The 21022-nt window shown below is 53.7% G+C and carries 16 protein-coding genes and 6 pseudogenes; 12 read left to right on the top strand and 10 right to left on the bottom strand.

The genetic code is table 11. The features are described 5' to 3' along the window. Positions 1–131: 131 nt before the first annotated feature. A complete protein-coding gene (locus AC2FIP_RS17995; protein WP_496787546.1) occupies positions 132–446 on the bottom strand; it encodes an ArsR/SmtB family transcription factor in 315 nt (104 codons plus the stop codon). Between the two features lie 59 nt (positions 447–505). Here AC2FIP_RS17995 and AC2FIP_RS17990 point away from each other — a divergent pair, with 59 nt between their 5' ends. Beyond that, the gene (locus AC2FIP_RS17990; protein ID WP_496787544.1) at positions 506–1051 is read left to right on the top strand and encodes a DUF6428 family protein; all 546 of its coding nucleotides are present in this window, start codon (positions 506–508) and stop codon (positions 1049–1051) included. A gap of 274 nt (positions 1052–1325) precedes the next feature. Here the strand turns inward: AC2FIP_RS17990 and AC2FIP_RS17985 are convergent. The 3 genes and pseudogenes from AC2FIP_RS17985 to AC2FIP_RS17975 form a co-directional block, all read right to left on the bottom strand. Further along, positions 1326–2012, bottom strand: a pseudogene (locus AC2FIP_RS17985) (IS3 family transposase); the annotation flags it as partial. 59 nt (positions 2013–2071) lie between these two features. After that, a pseudogene (locus AC2FIP_RS17980) lies at positions 2072–2781 on the bottom strand (IS6 family transposase). 60 nt (positions 2782–2841) lie between these two features. Then, positions 2842–3524 (bottom strand): IS6 family transposase gene (locus tag AC2FIP_RS17975; RefSeq protein WP_496787635.1). Its coding sequence is split into 2 segments (ribosomal slippage): positions 2842–2939 and positions 2939–3524, totalling 684 coding nucleotides; the frame shifts between segments, so codons are not numbered across the junction. A gap of 174 nt (positions 3525–3698) precedes the next feature. On the opposite strand from AC2FIP_RS17975, the gene AC2FIP_RS17970 reads away from it, so the two are divergent. The 9 genes from AC2FIP_RS17970 to AC2FIP_RS17930 all read left to right on the top strand — a co-directional run bounded on the left by AC2FIP_RS17970 (position 3699) and on the right by AC2FIP_RS17930 (position 14033). Then, positions 3699–4913, top strand: a complete 1215-nt coding sequence (locus AC2FIP_RS17970) for an aminotransferase class I/II-fold pyridoxal phosphate-dependent enzyme (RefSeq protein WP_496787543.1) — start codon at positions 3699–3701, stop codon at positions 4911–4913. Then, entirely contained in the window at positions 4910–6154 is a 1245-nt protein-coding gene (locus AC2FIP_RS17965) for an ABC transporter substrate-binding protein (protein WP_496787542.1), read from the top strand. Before AC2FIP_RS17970 ends, AC2FIP_RS17965 begins: the two co-directional genes overlap by 4 nt. Before the next feature lie 76 nt (positions 6155–6230). Then, positions 6231–7112, top strand: a complete 882-nt coding sequence (locus AC2FIP_RS17960; protein WP_496787540.1) for a carbohydrate ABC transporter permease — start codon at positions 6231–6233, stop codon at positions 7110–7112. After that, the gene (locus AC2FIP_RS17955) at positions 7112–8005 is read left to right on the top strand and encodes a carbohydrate ABC transporter permease (RefSeq protein ID WP_496774813.1); all 894 of its coding nucleotides are present in this window, start codon (positions 7112–7114) and stop codon (positions 8003–8005) included. The genes AC2FIP_RS17960 and AC2FIP_RS17955 overlap by 1 nt, the downstream gene beginning before the upstream one ends. Next, the gene (locus tag AC2FIP_RS17950; RefSeq protein ID WP_496787539.1) at positions 8002–9093 is read left to right on the top strand and encodes an ABC transporter ATP-binding protein; all 1092 of its coding nucleotides are present in this window, start codon (positions 8002–8004) and stop codon (positions 9091–9093) included. The genes AC2FIP_RS17955 and AC2FIP_RS17950 overlap by 4 nt, the downstream gene beginning before the upstream one ends. Positions 9094–9134: 41 nt before the next feature. Beyond that, positions 9135–9845: a FadR/GntR family transcriptional regulator gene (locus AC2FIP_RS17945; RefSeq protein ID WP_496787538.1), complete on the top strand. Its 711-nt coding sequence runs from the start codon at positions 9135–9137 to the stop codon at positions 9843–9845. Between the two features lie 48 nt (positions 9846–9893). Continuing rightward, the gene (locus tag AC2FIP_RS17940; RefSeq protein ID WP_496787537.1) at positions 9894–12326 is read left to right on the top strand and encodes a thiamine pyrophosphate-binding protein; all 2433 of its coding nucleotides are present in this window, start codon (positions 9894–9896) and stop codon (positions 12324–12326) included. Then, a complete protein-coding gene (locus tag AC2FIP_RS17935) occupies positions 12304–12984 on the top strand; it encodes a D-lyxose/D-mannose family sugar isomerase (RefSeq protein WP_496774817.1) in 681 nt (226 codons plus the stop codon). Before AC2FIP_RS17940 ends, AC2FIP_RS17935 begins: the two co-directional genes overlap by 23 nt. Further along, positions 12981–14033 (top strand): dipeptidase, encoded by a 1053-nt coding sequence (locus AC2FIP_RS17930; RefSeq protein ID WP_496787536.1) that lies wholly within the window; start codon positions 12981–12983, stop codon positions 14031–14033. The genes AC2FIP_RS17935 and AC2FIP_RS17930 overlap by 4 nt, the downstream gene beginning before the upstream one ends. A gap of 176 nt (positions 14034–14209) precedes the next feature. Here the strand turns inward: AC2FIP_RS17930 and AC2FIP_RS17925 are convergent. From AC2FIP_RS17925 to AC2FIP_RS17900, 6 genes and pseudogenes are all read right to left on the bottom strand, one after another. Then, positions 14210–14362: pseudogene (locus tag AC2FIP_RS17925) on the bottom strand (IS6 family transposase); the annotation flags it as partial. A 107-nt stretch (positions 14363–14469) separates the two neighbouring features. Then, positions 14470–14984: pseudogene (istB, locus tag AC2FIP_RS17920) on the bottom strand (IS21-like element helper ATPase IstB); the annotation flags it as partial. Positions 14985–15024: 40 nt separating this feature from the next. Then, positions 15025–16154, bottom strand: a protein-coding gene (locus AC2FIP_RS17915; protein WP_496787535.1) for an IS3 family transposase whose coding sequence is annotated in 2 segments (ribosomal slippage) — positions 15025–15911 and positions 15911–16154 — 1131 coding nt in all. Because the reading frame shifts where the segments join, the coding sequence is not laid out codon by codon here. Between the two features lie 67 nt (positions 16155–16221). Then, a pseudogene (locus AC2FIP_RS17910) lies at positions 16222–16458 on the bottom strand (ATP-binding protein); the annotation flags it as partial. 134 nt (positions 16459–16592) lie between these two features. Continuing rightward, positions 16593–16811: pseudogene (locus AC2FIP_RS17905) on the bottom strand (transposase); the annotation flags it as partial. 210 nt (positions 16812–17021) lie between these two features. Then, positions 17022–18419: an aspartate ammonia-lyase gene (locus AC2FIP_RS17900; RefSeq protein WP_496774820.1), complete on the bottom strand. Its 1398-nt coding sequence runs from the start codon at positions 18417–18419 to the stop codon at positions 17022–17024. Positions 18420–18650: 231 nt separating this feature from the next. Here AC2FIP_RS17900 and AC2FIP_RS17895 point away from each other — a divergent pair, with 231 nt between their 5' ends. Further along, positions 18651–19550 (top strand): LysR family transcriptional regulator, encoded by a 900-nt coding sequence (locus AC2FIP_RS17895; RefSeq protein WP_496774821.1) that lies wholly within the window; start codon positions 18651–18653, stop codon positions 19548–19550. 291 nt (positions 19551–19841) lie between these two features. After that, positions 19842–20990, top strand: a complete 1149-nt coding sequence (gene argE / locus AC2FIP_RS17890; RefSeq protein WP_496774822.1) for an acetylornithine deacetylase — start codon at positions 19842–19844, stop codon at positions 20988–20990. Positions 20991–21022: the final 32 nt, after the last annotated feature.

Raw genomic sequence — 21022 nt, 5'->3', positions numbered from 1 at the left:
GGACGGTCAAGGAAGCTGGCCTTGGGCCGTGGTGCAGCTAAAGAGCACTCCGCCCGCACCTGTTCAGTTCGTGCGCCGCGCAGCGAACGGCCACTATACGTGAGTAAAATTTGAATTTTCTAAGTCGCCGCCTATAAATTGCAGCACTTTCTGAGACTGAGACTTCCGTTACAACAGTCCTCTAACAAGAACGAAATCAATCCTCCGATACGCGGGAAATTTACGCAATAGATGAGGCTGCGTGATCGTCGTTCCTTTAAGACAAGTGCAGCTTCGGTCAATGCAGCCAAGTGAAACGATGCACGCGATGGGCTTGCACCAATCTTATGCGCAATTTCACCAGCGTTCATGCCATCCGATCCTGCTTCGACAAGGGTCCGGATAACTTTTAACCGATCAGCATTCGAGAGTGCTCCAAACAATATTGCGGCTTCTGCTTCAATCATATTTCAACACCTCTTGAATTATTTGTTGTTGCTTGTATCATATTTCAAGAATCATTGAAATGAAAGGCTTCGAAATGACTACCCTCGTTGAATTGCTGACACACCTCCAGAAGCAGGACCTGAAAAAACCGTTGGTTTTCACCACCGTCGATGGAGAAATCGGCGCCGGATACCATATCACAGAGCTGCGGCACTCGGTATCAAAAGGAATTGATTGTGGAGGGGATATTGAGACCTGGGAGGATGCGAAGTTACAGCTACTTGATGGCCAAGGATCGACGCACATGACCACAGGAAAGTTCACCAATATCATTCAGAAAAGCTTGTCCGCTATGCCTGAGTTGAGAAACGCCCCTCTGCTGGTAGAGTTTGGTCACAATAATTCACAATTGGCTCTGATGTCTTTGCAGGGCCCGGAAGTTTCGAACGAGGCGGTGGAGCTATTTCTTGGCGACGCTCGGGCGGTTTGCAAGCCAGCTATGCGAAGCAAACGAAATGCGGAAGGTCAAGGTGGGTGCTGTGGAAGTGTAGTTACCTTGCCGCACAAGTCTTCATGTTACAAGACAGGTACCGGGGCACAAGATGCGACCGCCTGTTGTGCGTAAAGGCTCACGTGCCATGTCAGCAGACATTTGTAGGGGACGCCACAACGGCAGGTCTGTCCGCTACCTGTAAATTTGGGAAACAAATTTCGCTGCGGCATGCTTGAATGGCTGGTTTTCACACCGCGCAGCGGTGCTAAAATGATGCGGTCGCGGCATTGTTGGTGCTGCGAGCGCTTGCAGCACCAACAATGACTGCTTTCGAGAAGCGGACATGCAACAAATCCCCTGACACATTGGAGTTCGCCCCGATTTCCGGACAGTTTGATTATTGATCCTACGCCGCGCTTTTCCAAGTCATGGTTTTGTACGCTTGCGCGGGGGTTTGGTAACCGATGGCCGAATGTCGCCTCTGCCGATTGTAGAAGATTTCAATGTACTCGAAGATCGCGGCTTTTGCCTGAGCGCGCGTTTTGAACTGCGTTTGATGTACGAGCTCTTTTTTCAGCGAAGCAAAAAAGCTCTCCATTGGCGCGTTGTCGAGACACTGGCCTGTCCGGCTCATGGATTGAACGATCTTAGCAGAACGCAGCAATGCACGGTATTCACTCCCAGCGTATTGGACGCCGCGATCTGAATGATGAATGAGACCTGGCACCTGGCCACGGCGCCCCAGGGCCATGTTCAGGGCATCACAGCACAGTTCAGAACGCAGGTGATCGTCCATGGCCCATCCGACGATTTCACGTGTGGCCATGTCCTTAACTGCAGCGACGTAGAGCCATCCCTCGTTGGTATCGACATACGTAATGTCGGCAAGCCAAACCCTGTTCGGCAGCGTGCAATCAAATTGCTGTTCCAGCAGATTTGGCGACGGTTTGAGGCTGTGATTGCTGTCTGTGGTGCGCGGCTTTCGACGCTTGTGCAGGCGCGGCGAGACATTGTTTTCCCGCATTATTCTGGCCACGCGCCGCTCCGAAACGTCCTCGCCATCGGCTTTCAGATCCTGGTGTATGCGCTTTGAGCCATATCGGGATTGTCAGGTTATTTTCAGCGGCTGCGAAGTCTTCTATCTGTGTCGCTTCAAGCGTGCAGTTTTGTAGCGTATTGGTTCCAGTGGAGAAATGCAGTTGCTCGTTTCTGACGATAGGTAGAAGCGGTCATCTTGTGGCGACGTGGACGGAACAAGTTCGCCGTTTCATCATGGGCTGTCAGAAATCTCTGCGCTTGACGGGCTGATTTGAAACAGCCCTGTATTTTTCTCGTTTTCGCGTTGGCCTATGCGACCCCTCGATCCGATTGTTCAATCCTTTATGGGCTCGGTGATCCACGTCCAGTGCGAGCTTGCGCAAAGCGGCACCGTAGCTGCGCAGCTTGTCCGTCACGATGACCCGAGGCTTCCCCCAGCGGGTTATCAATCTGGCGATGAACCGTTTTGCCGCGCGCGCATTTCGACGTGTTTGCACCAGGATGTCGAGAACCTCGCCATTGCTGTCCACGGCGCGCCACAGCCAGTGCTTCACACCGCGGATCATGATCACAACTTCATCCAGATGCCATTTGTCCGACGGCTGCTTGCGCGCAGTCCTGACGCGCTTCGCAATCTGAACTCCGAATTTTCTGACCCATGCCCGGATCGTTTCATAACTCACGATGATGCCTCGTTCAGCGAGCAGATCCTCGACGTCGCGCAGACTGAGCGCAAAACGATGATACGCCCAGACAGCGTAAGAAATGATCGAACGTGGGAAACGGTAGCCCTTCAGGCGAAGCTGGGAAATTTGGCAGATCATCCGCAGGGGATGTGTCGCAAACATTTGGAACGGTCAAAGTCAGCGACTTACTGGATACACCTATCCTGCGATCTCGGCGAATAGCTGAAAGCCGGAAGTCGTATCACTTGAGAATTGCCGCTTCCGGATCATATTGGCGACTTCGATGCCGTCCAAGTTGCTGATGCGGATCTGAACGATTTGAACCCACACATATGCCGTACACGACGCTTGATAAACCGATGATCCTGTTCGATTAGGTTATTCAAATACTTGGACCTGACCGTTTGGATTTTGGCTGGGCAGCCAAACCGATTAAGGATTTTGTTCACCTCTCGAATGCCAGCCGCGTTAGCGCCGCTTTTGTCGATGACGATCTTGCTCGGGATTCCATTTGAAGACAGCGCTTTGGCAAAGAACCTTGCTGCTGCTGGACGGTTCCTGCGCTCAGACAACATGAAATCAAGAGTATTCCCAGCTTTGTCGACGGCCCGATAGAGGTAAATCCAGTTGCCGCGAACACGAATAAAGGTTTCGTCCATGCGCCATGAACTCAGCATTGGACGCTTCTTTGACAGCGCACGAGCTGCGACGATAGGCGAGTATTTCACCACCCACCTATTCAACGTGGCATGGTCAACTCGGACACCGCGCTCGGCCATGATCTCTTCCAAGTCACGATAGGACACAGTGTACCGCAGATAGAAGAAAACAGCGTACAAAACTGCATCCTTGGGGAAATGACAGCCCTTTAACGAGATCATGCTCAAGTAACCTGTTCGAAAATTATTCGACCAGAACAAACCTCAGATCACGCAGGCTCGTCAACTAGACCCCAGAGTTTGCGACACATCCGCCCGATCTACGATCAGGGGAATAAGGTTGACACATTGGTATCATTATGTAAGACGTCAGACGTCTGATAAGAAGGGTTTCCCTTGGATGAACTGACCAAACAGCTGCTACTCACTTCCGACCGATCCGTCCTTGCGTCCGGGTCGGTCGTTCCAACGATTGTTCTATCCAGCCTCTTCACATTCCCGACCTACGACGCATTGGAAGACAGATTTGCGGGCCGGGATGATGCAGATGTCTACTCACGGACCTCTAACCCCACCGTTCGGCTGCTTGAAGACAAACTCGCGCAGCTGGAACATGGCGAAGCCGCCATCGCATTTGGGAGTGGGATGGCGGCGATTTCCGGAACTGTACTGGCGCTGGTCAAGGCAGGGGACCAGGTTGTGAGTACGATCAACGCCTATTCCGATGCCTATCGGTTGTTTGAGATCCTGCTGGAAAAGTTCGGCGTATCGGTCACATATGTCGACTGTAACGACACCGATGCGCTGACTGCGGCCCTCAAAGGCGCGCGGCTGTTGTTCCTGGAAAGCCCGTCAAGCTATGTGTTTGAGACCTGCGATATCCCCAAGGTAACGGCCTTGGCGAAAGCAAACGGCGTGATCACCGTGTTCGACAACAGCTTTGCGTCACCATTCGGGCAAAACCCGTTGCTGCATGGCGTTGATGTTGTGGTGCATTCCATATCGAAATACCTGGGCGGTCATTCGGATGTTGTCGCGGGCTGTGCCATTGGATCGCAGAACCTGATTGATCAAATCCGCGATACGTCGTTGTCGTTGCTTGGGGCAAAGCTTTCGGCGATGGAGGCATGGCTTGTGATCCGTGGATTGCGGACGCTGCCTTTGCGCCTGAAAGAACATCAAAGTGCGGCAGATTACGTTGTTGCCGGTCTGCGCACAGACGAACGAGTGCGCAAAATTCACCGGGCGGAAGCCAATGGGACGCTGTCCGGTGTGGGCGGGTTGTTCACAATAGAACTGGCCGATGGCCTGGATGTGCGTGCCTTTTGTGACGGGCTGAATCTGTTTCGACTAGGGGTCAGCTGGGGCGGATTCGAAAGCCTTGCGCTGCCAGCGAGTGTCGCCGCGCGGTCGGATTCCGGGCCAAACGCACTTAATCATTTTGGCGTTTCAAAAAGCGCTATTCGCCTCTTTGTCGGTCTGGAGGGCCGAGAAGTTCTTCTGGGCGATCTCCGCCAAGCCCTGAAGGCCGCGGAAGTCGCCGGAAAACAAAGAGAAGACCGGCCAGCGCCTGTTGGCAGGGATGAACCAAAAAGGGAGAGAGCAAGATGAAACGCAAGACAGTATTGTTGGCCGGGGTCACAACTCTGGCGATAGCATCTGCCGCTGCGGCAGAAGAAATGAAGGTCGAGGTGCTCCACTGGTGGACCTCAGCTGGTGAAGCGGCCGCGATCAAAGTATTTGCGGATGCTTATAGCGCCAACGGTGGTGAATGGGTTGATAACGGCATCGGTGGCGGTGCAGCAAAATCGACATTCATCAACCGTTTGATGGGTGGTGATGCCCCACAAGTGGGCCAGTTCAACACCTCGCGAGAGTTCGAAGAGATCGTGGATGCGGGCCTGCTGAACCCGCTGGATGCAGAGGCTGAGGCTGGCAATTGGGGAGAGCTGTTCCCGGGTATCATCGATAATCTGGTCAAGCGCGACGGTTCTTACTATGCGGTCCCGGTGAACATCCACGGGTCTAACTGGATGTGGCACAATAATCAGGTTTTGGCGGATGCCGGGATTGAGGTCCCGACCGATTGGGATAGCTTCTTTGCTGCGGCTGACAAATTGAAAGAGGCCGGTATAATCCCGCTCGCTCTGGGTGGTGAGGCATGGCAGGAACGTCTGACATTCAACGCCGTTTTGCTGACAGTTGGCGGTCAGGAATTCTATCTTCGGATTTTCCAGGATCAGGATGTCAGCGCGCTGACATCGGACACAATGAAAGAGGTGTTCGACGTTTATTCGCGCCTGCGCACGTTGGTGCGTGAAACTGATCCCGGTTCGCCCGGTCGCAGCTGGAACGACGCCACCAATATGGTCATCACTGGCCAGGCAGCGATGCAGATCATGGGCGACTGGGCCAAAGGTGAATTCCTTGCGGCAGGTCAGGCACCCGGAGTGGACTACGGCTGTACACCCGGTGTAATCGGCGGCTCGCCTTACATGATTTCGGGCGACGTATTTGTGTTCCCCAAAACCGATGGTGAAGGCGACCGTGAAGCTCAGTCCCTGATGGCGACTACGATGCTGTCCCCCGAAACTCAGGTGGCCTTCAACAACATCAAGGGGTCGATCCCCGTGCGTCCGGATGTAGACACCTCAAAACTTGATGTGTGCGGACAGCAGGCGATCCAGCTGACTTCGAGTGCCGACACTCATGTGGGGACCACGCAGATGTACATCTCGTCCGACCTCGCCGGTGCGCTCCAGGACGTCTACACGCAGTTCTGGAATTCTGAGACGATGAATAGCGACCAAGCCATGGGCCTTTTGGTTCAGGCATTCGAAACCGCAAGCTAAGTCGTTAAGGAAGAGCAGCCGCCGCGACAACTCCTCTAGTCGCGGCGGTCATTCTCACGCTGCCCGGAAAATTCTGATGACCTCGTACCTTCGCAGTTCCAAATTCATCGCGAGACTGGCCATTGCACCATTTATTGTGGTCGTGTTGGTGGTCTTTGTGGGCTGTGTGGCATGGTCTATACAGCTGTCATTCACCAGTTCGAAATTGCTGCCAAATGGCGATTTCGTCGGGCTTGATCAGTATGATCGCCTGTTTCGCACGACCCGCTGGATCGTATCGCTTCAGAATATGGTCCTGTTTGGTGTGTTTTTTGTTTTCGGGGCTCTATTGCTGGGGTTTCTACTGGCAGTCTTTATCGATCAACGGATCAAGGGAGAGGGGTTTTTTCGAACCATTTTTCTTTATCCTTATTCCCTTTCATTTGTTGTCACCGGCCTTGCATGGCAATGGTTTTTGAACCCGTCACTGGGTTTGCAAAAGGCTGTTCGCGAACTCGGCTGGACCAGCTTTACTTTCGATTGGCTAACCGATCAGTCGATGGCGATCTACACCATTGTAATTGCGGCGATCTGGCATGGGTCTGGTCTTGTGATGGCGCTGATGCTGGCGGGACTGCGTGGCGTTGATCCCGAAATCTGGCGTGCATCAAAAATAGACGGAATCCCCACCTGGCGTGTTTATGTCCATATCATTGCGCCGATCCTCGGGCCTGTGATCTTTGCCAGCGTTGTTTTGCTGGCCCTGTCGGTTATCAAAGGCTTCGACATTGTCATTGCTATGACGGATGGCGGGCCAGGCATCGCGACCGAGGTTCCCGCAAAGTTCGTATTGGACCACATTCTTGAGCGCGCCAATGTTGGTCTTGCGATGGCGGGGGCGACCGTCATGCTGCTGACCGTGATTTGTGCCCTCGCGCCGTGGCTTTATTTCCAACATATGCGCAAACGGAGCGCCTAATGACAGTTGTTGATGTGACCACAATTACTGGACCGAAGCCTTCTAAGATCTCTGCGCAGCGAGTTGCCATTTATCTGTTTTTGGTCATCGCATCCGCGTTCTTTCTGATGCCGATCTATATCGTTGTCGTTACGTCGCTGAAGACTATGCCAGAAATTCGACTTGGCAACGTGCTGCAATGGCCGCAGGAATGGACGGTCGAAGGTTGGGTAACCGCATGGGACAGCGCCTGCACAGGCCTTGAATGTGAAGGGATCAAAGTTGGGTTCTGGAACTCGGTTCGTATCCTTGTTCCCAGCCTAATCGTATCGGTTCTGGCCGGCTCTCTGTGCGGCTATATCCTGACATTCTGGACATTCCGGGGCGCTGAGATTTTCTTTGCGGTTTTGTTGTTTGGTGCATTTGTGCCCTATCAGGCGCTGATCTATCCGATGATCCGCATCTTTTCGGCAACCGGTTTGTACGGAACGCTACCTGGGATCATTCTGGTCCATACCATCTTTGGCCTGCCGATTATGACACTGATCTTTCGCAACTATTATTCGACTCTGCCGCCCGAGATTTTCAAAGCAGCGCGGGTGGATGGCGCAGGGTTCTTTGCGATCTACCGGCATGTGCTGTTGCCCATCTCTACGCCGATCATCGTGGTTGCTGCCATTTTGCAGGTCACCGGTATCTGGAACGACTACCTGCTCGGCCTGGTTTTCGGCGGGCGGGAAAACATGCCGATGACAGTGCAACTGAACAACATCGTAAACTCAATCCGAGGTGACGTCTCTTACAACGTTAACATGGCAGCCACGTTGTTGACGGCGCTTGTGCCGTTGGCGGTCTACCTTGTGTCCGGGCGTTGGTTCGTTCGAGGTATCGCAGCGGGGGCAGTAAAAGGATGAACTACGTGACAGCAGAAATCGCGACGACACATGTAAGCGCCCGTGACCTTTGCATCCGATTTGGTGCCGTTGAAGTGCTGAAATCGCTGAATCTTGATATCCGGCAGGGTGAATTCCTTGTCCTTCTTGGCGCCTCGGGATGTGGTAAATCCACCTTGCTGAACACCATCGCAGGGTTGCAGGAGGCTACCGAAGGACAAATCTGGATCAACGGCGAAAACGTAACCTGGAATGAACCCAAGGACCGAGGCATCGCCATGGTGTTTCAATCCTATGCGCTTTACCCAAAAATGACGGTGCGTGGGAATCTGGGCTTTGGTCTGAAGATGAACAAAGTTCCCAAAGCCGAAGCCGACAAATTGGTCGACGAGGCGGCGAAACTTCTGCAGATTGAGCAGCTTTTGGATCGCCGCCCAAGTGAACTGTCCGGTGGTCAGCGCCAGAGGGTGGCAATTGGCCGAGCCCTCGTGCGCAAAGTCGATGTATTTTTGTTTGACGAACCCCTGTCGAACCTCGACGCAAAGCTGCGTGCCGAATTGCGGGTAGAATTGAAGCGGCTGCACCAGGAGCTGGGTGCGACGATGATCTATGTAACCCATGATCAAGTCGAAGCGCTGACACTGGCCGACCGGATCGCGGTTATGAAAGACGGGGTTGTTCAGCAACTTGCATCGCCCGAGGAAATCTATAGCCGCCCCGCGAACAGATATGTTGCACAATTCGTGGGCTTGCCATCGATGAACTTCATAGAAGGCATGGTGACCCAAGCGGGATCGATCGAAACAACCGATCTGTCCATTCCGCTCGAACAATGCAATCTTATTGCCAAACCCGCCGCTGGCACCAGGGTCGAGATCGGCATTCGACCCGAGCATATTCAGCCCGCAGATGATGAAGGATTCACACTGCGCGTCAGCCTGGTGGAACTTCTGGGTTCCGAAAGGCTGATCTGGGGAACCGTCGGCGACACCTCACTGGTGATGCGGGCCGATCCTGACAGCACGGTTCAAAGTGGGGACCGGATCAGGATATCTTTGCGGCAGGGTGCATTTAGCGTCTTTGATGCAGAGACGGGGCAAAGGCTTTGACTATGGATAGCGCATTGCTAGTGAAGTCAGGGGGACTGGTTATGAACGATAAATTGCACGGCCTTACGCGGCTAAACGCGCCGTCAAAATCCGAGGCCGTTGCCGACCAGCTTCTGAGCTTTTTCCGAACGCGAAACTATCAGGAAGGCGACAAGCTGCCGTCAGAGTTCGAATTGATGGAAGCGCTTGGTGTCGGCCGATCTTCGGTCCGCGAAGCGGTGCGTAAACTTCAGGCAATCAATGTTCTGGAAGTCCGGCGCGGTTCCGGCACATATTTGCGCCGGCTTGCGATGAATGATGAAATCATCGTGCCCTTGGCGATCGGACAGGAGCGCCAAAGCCTGTTGATGGCGCTGGATATCCGCCGCGGGCTGGAGGCCGAGGCCGCAGCTCTTGCTTGCACGCGGGGTACTGACGAAGATATCGAGCGCATTCGCATCGCCCTGGAGGAGATGGAGCGGGTTCACAAGGCAACCGGCGCAGCAATCGAAGAAGACTTCGCCTTTCACATGTCGATCTATCGGGCTACTGGCAACGCGATGTTTCAGCAGGTTATTTCCGAAATGCGCGGCCCCTTTGCCCGTTTCTTTTCCCAGCCGTTCGATCGCAAGGATTTTGGCACGCGATCCTTTCCCCTGCACAGGGAACTTTTTGAAGCGATCGCCAGGCGCGATGTCGAAGCGAGCCGTGCAAAGTCAAACGAACTGTTGAACTTCGTTGAACTCGACATTCGTGAAATGTCGGCGTCCTGACACCGACGTAGTCATTTACACCGATAAACCGTCCAGAGGTGACCTGCTATGGCACTTGATCGTAAAACTGTTGACCATCTCGAAAGCATCGAAGCGCGATTGCGATGGATCTCGTCCTGGATGATCTTCAATGCGAACGCCCTGCGCGACAGCCGCGATGGCCTGAAGGTTGGTGGGCATCAGGCATCCTGTGCATCGCTGTGTACGATTATGTCGGTTCTGTGGTTTCATACACTGCGCCCCGAGGATCGGGTCGCAGTGAAACCACATGCCGGCCCGGTGCTACACGCAGCACATTATCTGATGGGACGGCAAAGCCAGGAACAGCTGGAACGGTTCAGAGCCTATGGCGGCGCGCAGGCCTACCCATCGCGCACAAAAGACAGGATAGATGTGGATTTTTCAACCGGTTCTGTCGGTTTGGGCGTGGCAGTCACCGCCTTTGCAGCCATGGTTCAGGATTATCTGCAGACCAAGGGCATGGGCAAAAAGCCGGGCCGCATGATCGCGCTGGCGGGGGATGCCGAATTTGACGAGGGCAATATTCAGGAAGCGTTGCAAGAGGGACAAAAACACGATCTGCGCAACTGCTGGTGGATTGTGGATTACAATCGGCAAAGCCTTGATGGTGTGATTTCCGAAGGCATCAGCACGCGGCTGAAAACCCTGTTTGAGATATACGGCTGGGACGTCGTTGAACTGAAATACGGACATCAGTTGCAGGCCGCATTCGCAGAGCCGGGCGGTGCGCGTTTGCGTGACTGGATCGACGCATGTCCAAACGATCTCTACTCTTCTCTCACTTTTCAGAAAGGCGTCGGGTGGCGAAAGCGTCTGAACGCCGATTTCGCCGGAGATAACGAGATTCTCGCCCTGATCGGCGGGCGCGATGATGCGGCGTTGGCACAATTGATGACGAATCTTGGCGGACACGATGCGGCGTTGATTGCCGAAACCTTCGGGTCGATTGACCATGAACGTCCAGTGGCCTTTATCGCTTATACGGTCAAGGGGTACGGCTTGCCGCTTGCTGGACATAAGGACAATCATTCCGGTCAGCTAAACGCGGCTCAAATGGCAGAACTGCGCGTCGATAACAATGTGCGTGAAGGGCAAGAATGGGAGCCCTTTGAAGGCGCAGTAGACAGAGATGGTTTGAAGAAATTCGTCGACCAGTGTGCAATGAATGTTGATGGCCGCCGACATCGTTCTAAATCAATCCCGGTTCCGTCCTCGCTTGCGGTTTCGATCCCCAAGGAGAGTTCCTCACAAGCCGGGTTCGGCCGTATTTTGGCCGGGCTAGCCAAAGGTGATCATGCGCTGTCCGAACGTATCGTGACGATGTCGCCCGATGTTTCAGTTTCGACCAATCTTGGGGCCTGGATAAACGCGCGCGGCTTGTTCGGGCGGAACGAGCAACGCGATATTTTTGCCGATGAAAAGGTCATGTCGGTGCAGAAATGGCATCGCTCTGATACTGGCCAGCATCTAGAGTTGGGGATCGCCGAAAACAACCTGTTCACGCTGTTGGCAGCGGCAGGATTGTCGCATTCACTGTTCGGGGAACGGCTCTTTCCGATTGGCACGCTGTATGACCCTTTCATCGCGCGCGGCCTCGATGCGCTCAACTACGCATGTTATCAGGGTGCGCGCTTCATGCTGATCTCGACCCCATCAGGGGTGACGCTGGCGCCGGAGGGTGGCGCACATCAATCCATCGGAACCCCGCTGATCGGTATATCCCAGGATGGGTTGGCCTGTTTCGATCCGACCTATGTGGACGAGCTGGAAGTGATCATGCGCTGGTCGTTTGACTATATGCAGCGCGACGGCGCCGAAGGCGCAGGGGATCAAAACTGGCTGCGCGATGGGACTGGTGGGTCGGTATGCCTACGGCTGTCTACGCTGGCAATCGAACAACCGACGCGGCAACTCACGCAGGAACAGGAACGTCACATCGTTGACGGTGCCTATTGGTTGCGTCCGCCAGGGCCGGCCTGTGATGTCGCGATCGTATACTCCGGTGTGGTTGGGCCCGAGGCGATTAAAGCCGCCGGAATGCTTTCTGAGGCCCGGCAGAATGTAGCGGTGCTTGCTGTGACGTCGGCAGACAGGTTGACCGCGGGGTGGCATGCGGCCGAACGCGCGCGCCAGCGTGGGCATGAAGATGCGAGATCTCATGTCGAAGCATTGCTTGAGGAATTGCCACGTGACGCCGGTATCGTGACCGTTCTTGACGGGCACCCCACAGCGCTGAGCTGGATCGGCTCCATTCGAGGTCAGCGGGTCAAACCACTTGGGGTCGAACATTTCGGTCAAAGTGGTGATACGCCAGACCTTTATCATCATTTCGGGATCGACGCGAATGCGATTGCCCATGCTGCACGTGCCGTCGCTCCAGGGAGACCGATTAACTATCTCCGCGCGCTCTCGGACGTCGATGCAAAGGAAAAGCCAGGTGCAACGCTCAACTATCAATGAGCTGATCCGGGAGGGCGACGCGTTCCTGCGCTCTTTTGGGTTTTGTCTCCCTCCGTTTGCTTACTGGACCCCGGATCAAATGGCGATAAATGATCACGACGTGATCGTTCAGCGCGGTATGGGTTGGGATATCACCGACTATGGTCAGGGGCGTTTTGATGAGATGGGCCTGTTCCTGTTCACATTGCGCAATGGCCGAGTGGAGGATATCGAGGCCGGTCGCGGCATGCTTTATGCGGAAAAACTGTTGATCAGCCGCAAGGATCAGTTGTCTCCAATGCATCGCCATATGCTGAAGGCCGAAGACATAATCAATCGTGGTGGCGGCAAACTGGTGCTAGAGCTGTTTGCCGGTAACGAAGACGGTTCAATCGATCGCGATGGGGATGTCAATATCCCGGTTGACGGCCAGATCAGAACCCTGCCAGCCGGGGGCAGGCTCGCCCTTGACCCCGGTGAAAGCGTGACACTGCTGCCCGGTGTCTGGCATGCCTTTTGGGGTGAAGAGGGGGATGTGTTGATCGGCGAAGTCTCAACGGTCAACGACGACAAAACCGACAATGAATTCGAGATGGATATCGGGCGCTTTGCAACTGTGCAGGAAGATGAAGCTCCCCTGCATCTGCTGGTGTCTGATTACGGAACATATTTGCGGTGACCATTTCGTTTTTTGATGGTCACAATGACGTCTTATTGCGTCTGCTGAAAGATTATCCAGGTCGGCCGGCAGAGGCTTTTGTTCAAGGCAATGCTTCCGCTCAGTTGGATTTGCCACGTGCAATCGAAGCCGGTTTTTCCGGTGGGTTATTTGCGGCCTTTGCCCCATCGCCCGAGCGGTTTGAACTGGAGGACTATCAGTCAGAGCAGGGATATTGCGTTCCCATGCCACCGCCGCTGCCATGTGAAGCGGCATACTCGGCAACCATAAAAATGTTCGATCTGCTGGAACAGATTGAATTGCGGTCCGAAGGCAAGCTGCGCATTTGCCGAAACGTGGCTGAAATCGAATCTGCCCGGTTGAACGGCGAGATCGCCGCCGTCATGCATATCGAGGGTGCGGATTGCATCGATGTCGAGTTCACGATGCTGGACAAGCTTGTGGACAGGGGGTTGCGGTCCGTCGGCCTGGTCTGGAGCCGTAACAATATTTTTGCCTCTGGGGTGCCATTTAAGTTTCCTGCAACCCCAGACATTGGCGCAGGCCTGTCTGAACACGGCATGGCGCTGGTCGAAGAGTGTAACCGGCGAAAGCTGCTGATCGATCTGTCTCATCTGAACGAAAAAGGCTTTTGGGATGTGGCCCAGCTTAGTACTGCGCCACTGGTTGCGACACATTCAAACGCATATGAACTTTGTCGCTCACCACGAAACTTGACCGACTTGCAACTAAAGGCGGTCGCCCAAAGTGGTGGCATCGTTGGGATCAATTTTGCGCCCTGTTTTGTCGATGGCATAGGAATGCTGGAGACCTCGGTGCCAATGGAAGCCATTGTGGCGCAAATCCTCTACCTGCTCGACCATCTGGGAGACGATGGCATCGCGCTGGGTTCTGATTTCGATGGCGTGGTAATGCCCGATGCAATTGGGGATGTCACAGGTGTATCAGCAGTATTCGCGGCGCTCTTGGATTCGGGCCTGCCGCAGCAAACACTGGAGAAACTTGCATCACTGAATTGGATGCGAATTTTGAACCAGACGATTGGATAACAATTTATTAATATGATTGCGTGGCATTGCCAACCTGTTTGCGCGTCCTGAACTGGAAAGGCCTAACGCATGAAGAAGCCGTCCAAGGGTGTTGTAACGTTAATTTCCAACCCACGAAGAAAGGCTTTGTTGCAAAGTTTTGAGCTAACCGATCTGTCTTGGCGATAGCAACGAAGTTAGGCTGCCAGTTCAGCGAATTGCCTGAACGGACAGAGTCCGGGCGCGAATTGGCCCTTTCGGATCATGCGTGACACCTCGATGCCAGCAAGTGTTGCTGCAGCTGAGGCAAAGCTGTCAACGGCGGTGAGAAAGTCTGCCATTGGGCGGAGCAAAAGTCGTCCACTGTTTGGGTGACCGGCGCCTTGGCAAACGCGCTCCCAAATAGCTGGCGGTTGCCAAGGCGTCTTGGTCCGTCAGGACCAATCTCTTCTGTGCCTTAGGAATTCTGCCGAGCCCTGCTCTGTGCTAGGCGATAGCTTTCTCCGTTCAATTCCAGGATGCTGACATGGTGGGTCAACCGGTCGAGCAAGGCACCGGTGAGACGCTCGGAGCCGAAGGTTTCCGTCCATTCATCGAAGGGCAGGTTCGAGGTGATCAGGATCGAGCCGCGCTCGTATCGTTGGGAGATCAACTCGAATAGCAACTCAGCGCCGGTTTTGCTGAGGGGCACGAAGCCCAACTCGTCGATGATCAGGAGCTTCTGTTTCACGAGTTGCTTTTGAAGCCGCAGGAGCTGGCGCTCGTCGCGGGCCTCCATCAACTCGTGGACGATTGCGGCAGCGGTTGTGAAGCGAACCGCCAGGCCTTTCTGGCAGGCGGTCAGACCGAGGCCGAGCGCCACGTGGGTCTTACCGGTGCCGCTGGGGCCGAGAGCGATGACGTTTCGCAGCGGTCGATCCATTCACCGCGCGCCAACTCCAGGACCTGCATCTTGTTCAAAGAAGGGATCGCGGTGGACCTGTCACGCCTTCGTGCCACCCCAAGTGCTCTTTTAGGCCACGTTCCGTTCGAAGGCGACCGGGCTTTTCCAGCCCAAGGCTGAGTGCCTCCGTCGCGGATTGTAGAAGCCGTTGATGTATTGGAAGATGGCCAGCTCGGCGGCCCGTCGCGTTGGCCAGGACTGCCACCAGATCAGCTCAGCCTTGATGGTTTTGAAGAAGGTTTCAACTGCGGCGTTGTCATAACAATTGCCTTTGCCGCTCATCGATACCTGGAACCCATACTGTCGCAGGAGCTTCTGATAATCGTGAGAACAGTATTGGCTGCCGCGATCCGTGTGATGAATGCATCCTTTGGGCGGTTGCCGCAGTGCCACGGCCATCTTCAATGCCCGGATTGCCAGATCACGCTTCATCCTGTTGCTGACCGCCCAGCCGATCACCCGGCGGGAATGTAGGTCAAGGATCACGGCGAGGTAGAGCCAGCCTTCGCGGGTCCAGACATAGCTGATGTCACCGACCCATTTCTGGTTGGGGCGATCCGCGCGGAAGTCCCGGTTCAACAGGTTGGGCGCAATATTGAAAGCGTGGTTGCTGTCGGTCGTCACCTTGTATCTCTTGGATCGTTCGACGCGGATGCCATTCTCTCGCATCAGCCGACCGACACGGCGGTGCCCGACATTCAGGCCCAGTTCTTTCAACTCTTCCGTCATTCTCGGCCGCCCATAGCTGCCCAGGCTGAGCCTGGATTGTTCCTTGATATGGGCCAGAACAACCATATCGCTTCTCTGCCTTTGGCTGGCAGGTCGGCTGCGATAGGCCCGCAGGCCGCGAGAACTGACATCCAAAACGGCACACATCCGATTGGCGCAGAAAATGTCACGATGTTCTTCGATGAACCTGAACCTCATGGCTTTTGGCTCGCGAAGAACTGCGTTGCCTTTTTTAAGATTTCCCTCTCCTCCTTGAGAATGCGGTTCTCCCGTCGAAGCCGTTCATTCTCACGGGCAAGATCAAGGTCCTTGTCGGACACAACATCCGTGTCGCGATGCGCCGTGACCCACTTGTTCAGTGTCGAAACACCAACGCCCAAATCAGATGCCACCTGCTTGCGTGTCAGTCCACTCGTCAGCGCGATCCGCACCGCATCAGCGCGGAACTCGTCCGTTCGTTTCAATCCCATAGTTCGTCTCCTTTGCTGCAATAAATGCTATCAAAGGAGCGGCATCAAACCGCGACACGTCCACGGCAAAATCGAAGCTATCGAGGCTCTTGGTCGCCGGGAATTTCGCAGCCTTGATCCGGCGTTCGATCATCCGCTGTTCCCGGTCAATGAGTTCGAGCTCGATCAGACGGGCCAGGAACTGGACGTGATCTCTCCCTTCGGCAGCGCAGAGCCGAGCCTGCTTGTCGTATTCCCGCAGCATGGTCGGCAGCTTCAGCTTTTTGAGTTGGTGGTTCAGCAGGATCTGTGGCGTCTCTGTCATGTCGAGGTACCTGTTGTCAGGCACATGTAGCTGGCCGGAGATGTCGTCGCCACCTTGGCCCGTGGCAGGAACGGGTAGACATCCAGATCGAGCCTCGGCGGCCGCCGCTCCACCCGACACATCCACACGACCCGCAGAGTGAGACAGATCTCGATTGCCATATCTGAGTAAAGCGATTGACCGCCGCGTGTCTTGCGGCGTGGCGAAGCCCAGTTCTTCACCACATCATCAGAAACCCAGATCGTCACATCACCTCGACGCCGGAGACTTTCGTTGTATTCCGAGCAGTTCGTGACACGATACTTTGCCTTGGGAAACTTGTTGCGACGGGCATTATTGAATTTGTAGGGCATGTATCGCCGCTCGCGTCAGAGTGAGCGTCGGCGATATCGCGGTTCGGCGATCCATGCAACAACGTCGCGGGAGAAGTAATTTGAGTACCGTCTTCTTTCATGGACTAAATATGGCTATCAGTTAGCTGGTAACTATTGGCATGGCTGTTAATCCGTTGTCGGCAGAGGTGGCGTCGGCGTCGTGCGGTTGCAGCGAAACACCATAAATAGTTAACGTACTTGAGCCTGTTGTTTGACCTTGTTTACACCTAGTGCCACGCACACCTGTGGGTTTGTGAGAAGGCCCATTTGCGACGCCGCTTCAGCGACGCTCATTCCTTCGTTCTGTGCAAGTTTCGCTGTTTTTGACGCTAATTCATACCCGATGACCGGGGCCAGAGATGTGGCAAGCGCGAGGCTGTTTGCCAGAAGCGTACGGCACCGATCTTCATCTGCTTCCAACCCGTCAACGCAAAGGCTTGTTAATTGCTGAATGGCAGCAGTCAGCGTCTTGGCTGTTTCAAGAACCTTGTGGATGATGATTGGCTCCATCGCATTTAGCTGCAATTGGCCGGATTCCGCGGCCATCGTGACTATAAGGTCATTACCAATTGCTTGATAACAAACCTGATTTACCATTTCTGGTATGACAGGGTTGATCTTACCGGGCATGATTGACGACCCTGCTTGCACGGATGGCAATCTAATTTCGCCAATACCTGCGCGGGGACCACTGCTGAGCAACCTTAGATCATTGCATATCTTCGAAAGCTTGACGGCGATCCGTTTCAACGTGCTGGAATACATTACGAATGCGCCCAAATCAGATGATGCCTCGATCAGATCGCCCGCGGGGGAGAGGTGCAGGCCGGCAATTTCCACAAGATTGGCAACAACGCGTTCCTGATACCCATCTGGTGTGTTGATCATCGTGCCGATTGCGGTTCCGCCAAGGTTTATCTCACGCAAAAGATCCACTGCCTCTTTCACACGTTGAATGTCCTCGTTGATCGTATATCCGAAGGATGACATTTCAGCGCTTAACGTCATGGGGACGGCATCTTGCAGCTGGGTGCGACCAATTTTGGCAATTCCTTCGAGTTTCGCTGCGCGTTCATAGAACGAAGTACTCAAACCTTGCATAGCTTTGGTGAGATGATCGTTGGTGAACAGAACGGCGAGCCGTATCGCAGTCGGGTACACGTCATTGGTGGATTGCGATTTATTGACATCATCGTTCGGGTGGAAGTAATTGTAATCACCTGAGTTTTTACCCAACTTTCGTAGGGCAAGGTTTGCAATCACCTCGTTTGCGTTCATGTTGGTTGATGTTCCGGCACCGCCCTGAATGACATCGACGACAAACTCGTCATGGTGTTGTCCCGCAATTATTTCATCACAGACACCTGCAATGATGTCCGACTTTGATTGATCCAAAATGCCAAGCTGAGCGTTGGTTTTAGCGCTGGCCTTTTTCACTAGAGCAAGAGCGCGAATAACCTCTGGATAGTGGCTGATCGGAACGCCTGTAATCGGGAAATTGATCTGCGCACGCCGGGTTTGCGAACCAAACAACGCGTTATCTGGGATTTCAATTTGGCCAAGGTCATCGGTTTCAGTACGGGGCATTTGTGTCTCATTTTGATAGGGACGAAGATCGATACTTCACGGGGTTTGCAGGTTTGAGGGCTTTTGTCGGAGCAGAAAGCGAATACCGGTGCTACTAGCGCAGGAGGCAAAGCCGTGGGTTGCAAAGGAAGATTGCATATTGCAATCTTTGCAAGATGCAAAACTTGCAACACGTTTGCATCGAACGCTGACTTCCTATTGTGCTGCAACGACCGGTAAGGGAAATCACGAATGGAAATTGCGTTGCTGGAGGACTTCCTTGCGCTGTCATCGACAAGGGTTTTCGCCAAAGCCGCCGACGTACGAAATATCAGCCAATCCGCATTTACCCGACGTATCAAGAACCTGGAGTTCTGGATCGGCACCCCGCTTTTTGATAGAAGTGTTCACCCTGTAAAACTGACCGAAGCAGGCGAGTCGTTCAAATCCACGGCGTATGACATCATCAGAGCGATGGAAAACGCCCGACAGGAAGCAAAAGGAATAACCAAACAGAACGATGAGATCTTAGTGTTCCATGCCCTGCATTCCTTGGCGATCTCTTTCTTTCCACAATGGTTAACTCAGCTTGAAGAGAAATTCGGCACAATCCGTAGCAGGGTAACAGCAGACGATTTTTCCGGTTGCATCGAGGCCGTGGTATCTGGATCAAGCGATTTTGTATTGAGCTATCACCATCCTGCTGTTCCTTGCTTGTTGGAGAATAAGACGCATCCTTACGTGAACATCGAAAGAGACGTACTCATCGCGGTCAGCGCTGCGGATCGTAATCAAGTGCCTTGCTTTTCGCTGACGGGGAACGAACCTGTGCCCTATCTCAGGCACCCAGCGGATAGTTTTTTGGGTAGGGCGACGCAAATGATTCTGGAAAGGGATGAAAACACGTTCGAGGTGGATTTCAGATACGAAAACTCAATTGCCGAAGCGTTGAAAGCCGCTTGCTTGCAGCGATTGGGAGTATGCTGGATGCCACGGCTGGCAGTGAAGCAAGAGTTGGCCGACGGGAAATTGGTCAAGATCAGCGAAGAGCATCAGGAAATCGACGTCTCTATCCGACTTCACCGCACAGATGAAATCGGAAGGCCATTTGTCGAGCGTTTCTGGGCGTTAAGTTCTTCCATTGTTGCGTGAACGCCAGAGTGCTTGGCGTTTAAGTTCTGATGTTTGATTTGCCCAAATCGGTAATTCAGAAAAGATTTCTTTATGTTGACTGACATGACTGTAAACGCGTCAGAAAATCATCGGTTGATCGCATATGTGCGAGCCAATTTACCACACTGTTTCTTTGTCGATAGAATTGAGCCACGTCGTATTGAGTACATTTCCAGTCAGCCACGGCTGGTGAACTAACACAAAACAAAGAGGGCATCGGCACAGCGCCGCCATGCCGCCTAAAAGACTACAGTAGCAATGGTGACTCGAATGACATCTACATTAGAAATACTGGATAAACTGATTGGTTTTGACACGGTCAGCGCCAAATCCAATCTGGACCTAATTGAGTATGCAGAGAACTTCCTGAAAGGCCGGGGATTTACGACTAACCGTATCCCTGACGAGACAGGTCAAAAGGCGGGCATCTACGCAGAAAAAGGCCCTGCTGGAGATGGGATATTGCTGTCTGGGCACACTGATGTTGTACCGGTCGAAGGGCAAAGTTGGAGCGGTAATCCGTTCCAGCTTAGGCAAGACGGCGACAAGCTCTATGGCCGGGGTACTACGGATATGAAGGGCTATGTCGCGTCGGTTCTTGCACTGGCGGATCGGTCTGCGCAGGCAGATTTGAAGGAGCCGCTGAAAATTTCACTGTCCTATGATGAAGAAATTGGATGCGTGGGCATTCGCAATATGATGGAACATCTTGTACCTTTGCTTGGCACGCCTCGGGCGTGCTTTGTTGGGGAACCAACCGAGATGCAGGTGGCTATTGGCCACAAAGGAAAAGCTGCGCTGCGTGCTGTTTGTCGCGGTCAGAGCGGCCATTCGGCCCTTGCTCCCCAATTTGTGAACGCGCTGCACATGGCGTCGGACTTCATTGTCGAATTGCGAAATTTGCAGGCTGATCTGGCCAAAAGTGGCGGACGAGATCTTGGTTATGCAGTGCCTTACTCAACGGTGCATGTTGGTAAGATGAACGGTGGCATGGCCCTGAACATTGTCCCGGACCATGCCGAGATAATCTTTGAATATCGCCATCTTGCAGCAGATCGTGCAGAGGACATCTTATCCCGCATCAAGGCTACGGCTGAACGTGTAGAACAATCCTATCGGCGGACGAGCTCAGAAGCTGCGATCGAAATTGATCCGTATAATTGCTATCCTGGTCTTGATGTTACCGAAGCCGCGCCCGTTGTCGCGATGGCGCAAAGGCTGGCTCAGACTGATACAACAACTAAAGTCGCATTTGGAACCGAAGCTGGATTCTTTGACCAACTGGGTATCCCCACTATTGTTTGCGGTCCCGGTTCCATGGAAGGACAAGGGCACAAGCCCGATGAATATGTCTCTTTGGGTCAGATAGTCGCATGCGATGCTATGATGGATCGAATCTTGGCAGAACTCAGGACGTGAAACACGTCACAGATTGGCTGATTGTGAACTGC

The sequence above is a fragment of the Ruegeria sp. CDSB114 genome (genome assembly GCF_059611025.1).
This window is presented reverse-complemented; position numbering and strand designations above follow the sequence as displayed.

Excerpts from the sequence above, each read along its gene's own strand:
- AC2FIP_RS17895 (WP_496774821.1), top strand. The coding sequence starts at position 18,651 with ATGGAAATTGCGTTGCTGGAGGACTTCCTTGCGCTGTCATCGACAAGG.
- AC2FIP_RS17960 (WP_496787540.1), top strand. The coding sequence starts at position 6,231 with ATGACCTCGTACCTTCGCAGTTCCAAATTCATCGCGAGACTGGCCATT.
- AC2FIP_RS17955 (WP_496774813.1), top strand. The coding sequence starts at position 7,112 with ATGACAGTTGTTGATGTGACCACAATTACTGGACCGAAGCCTTCTAAG.
- AC2FIP_RS17940 (WP_496787537.1), top strand. The coding sequence starts at position 9,894 with ATGGCACTTGATCGTAAAACTGTTGACCATCTCGAAAGCATCGAAGCG.
- AC2FIP_RS17945 (WP_496787538.1), top strand. The coding sequence starts at position 9,135 with ATGAACGATAAATTGCACGGCCTTACGCGGCTAAACGCGCCGTCAAAA.
- AC2FIP_RS17900 (WP_496774820.1), bottom strand. The coding sequence starts at position 18,419 with ATGCCCCGTACTGAAACCGATGACCTTGGCCAAATTGAAATCCCAGAT.
- AC2FIP_RS17990 (WP_496787544.1), top strand. The coding sequence starts at position 506 with ATGAAAGGCTTCGAAATGACTACCCTCGTTGAATTGCTGACACACCTC.
- AC2FIP_RS17965 (WP_496787542.1), top strand. The coding sequence starts at position 4,910 with ATGAAACGCAAGACAGTATTGTTGGCCGGGGTCACAACTCTGGCGATA.
- AC2FIP_RS17995 (WP_496787546.1), bottom strand. The coding sequence starts at position 446 with ATGATTGAAGCAGAAGCCGCAATATTGTTTGGAGCACTCTCGAATGCT.
- argE (WP_496774822.1), top strand. The coding sequence starts at position 19,842 with ATGACATCTACATTAGAAATACTGGATAAACTGATTGGTTTTGACACG.
- AC2FIP_RS17950 (WP_496787539.1), top strand. The coding sequence starts at position 8,002 with ATGAACTACGTGACAGCAGAAATCGCGACGACACATGTAAGCGCCCGT.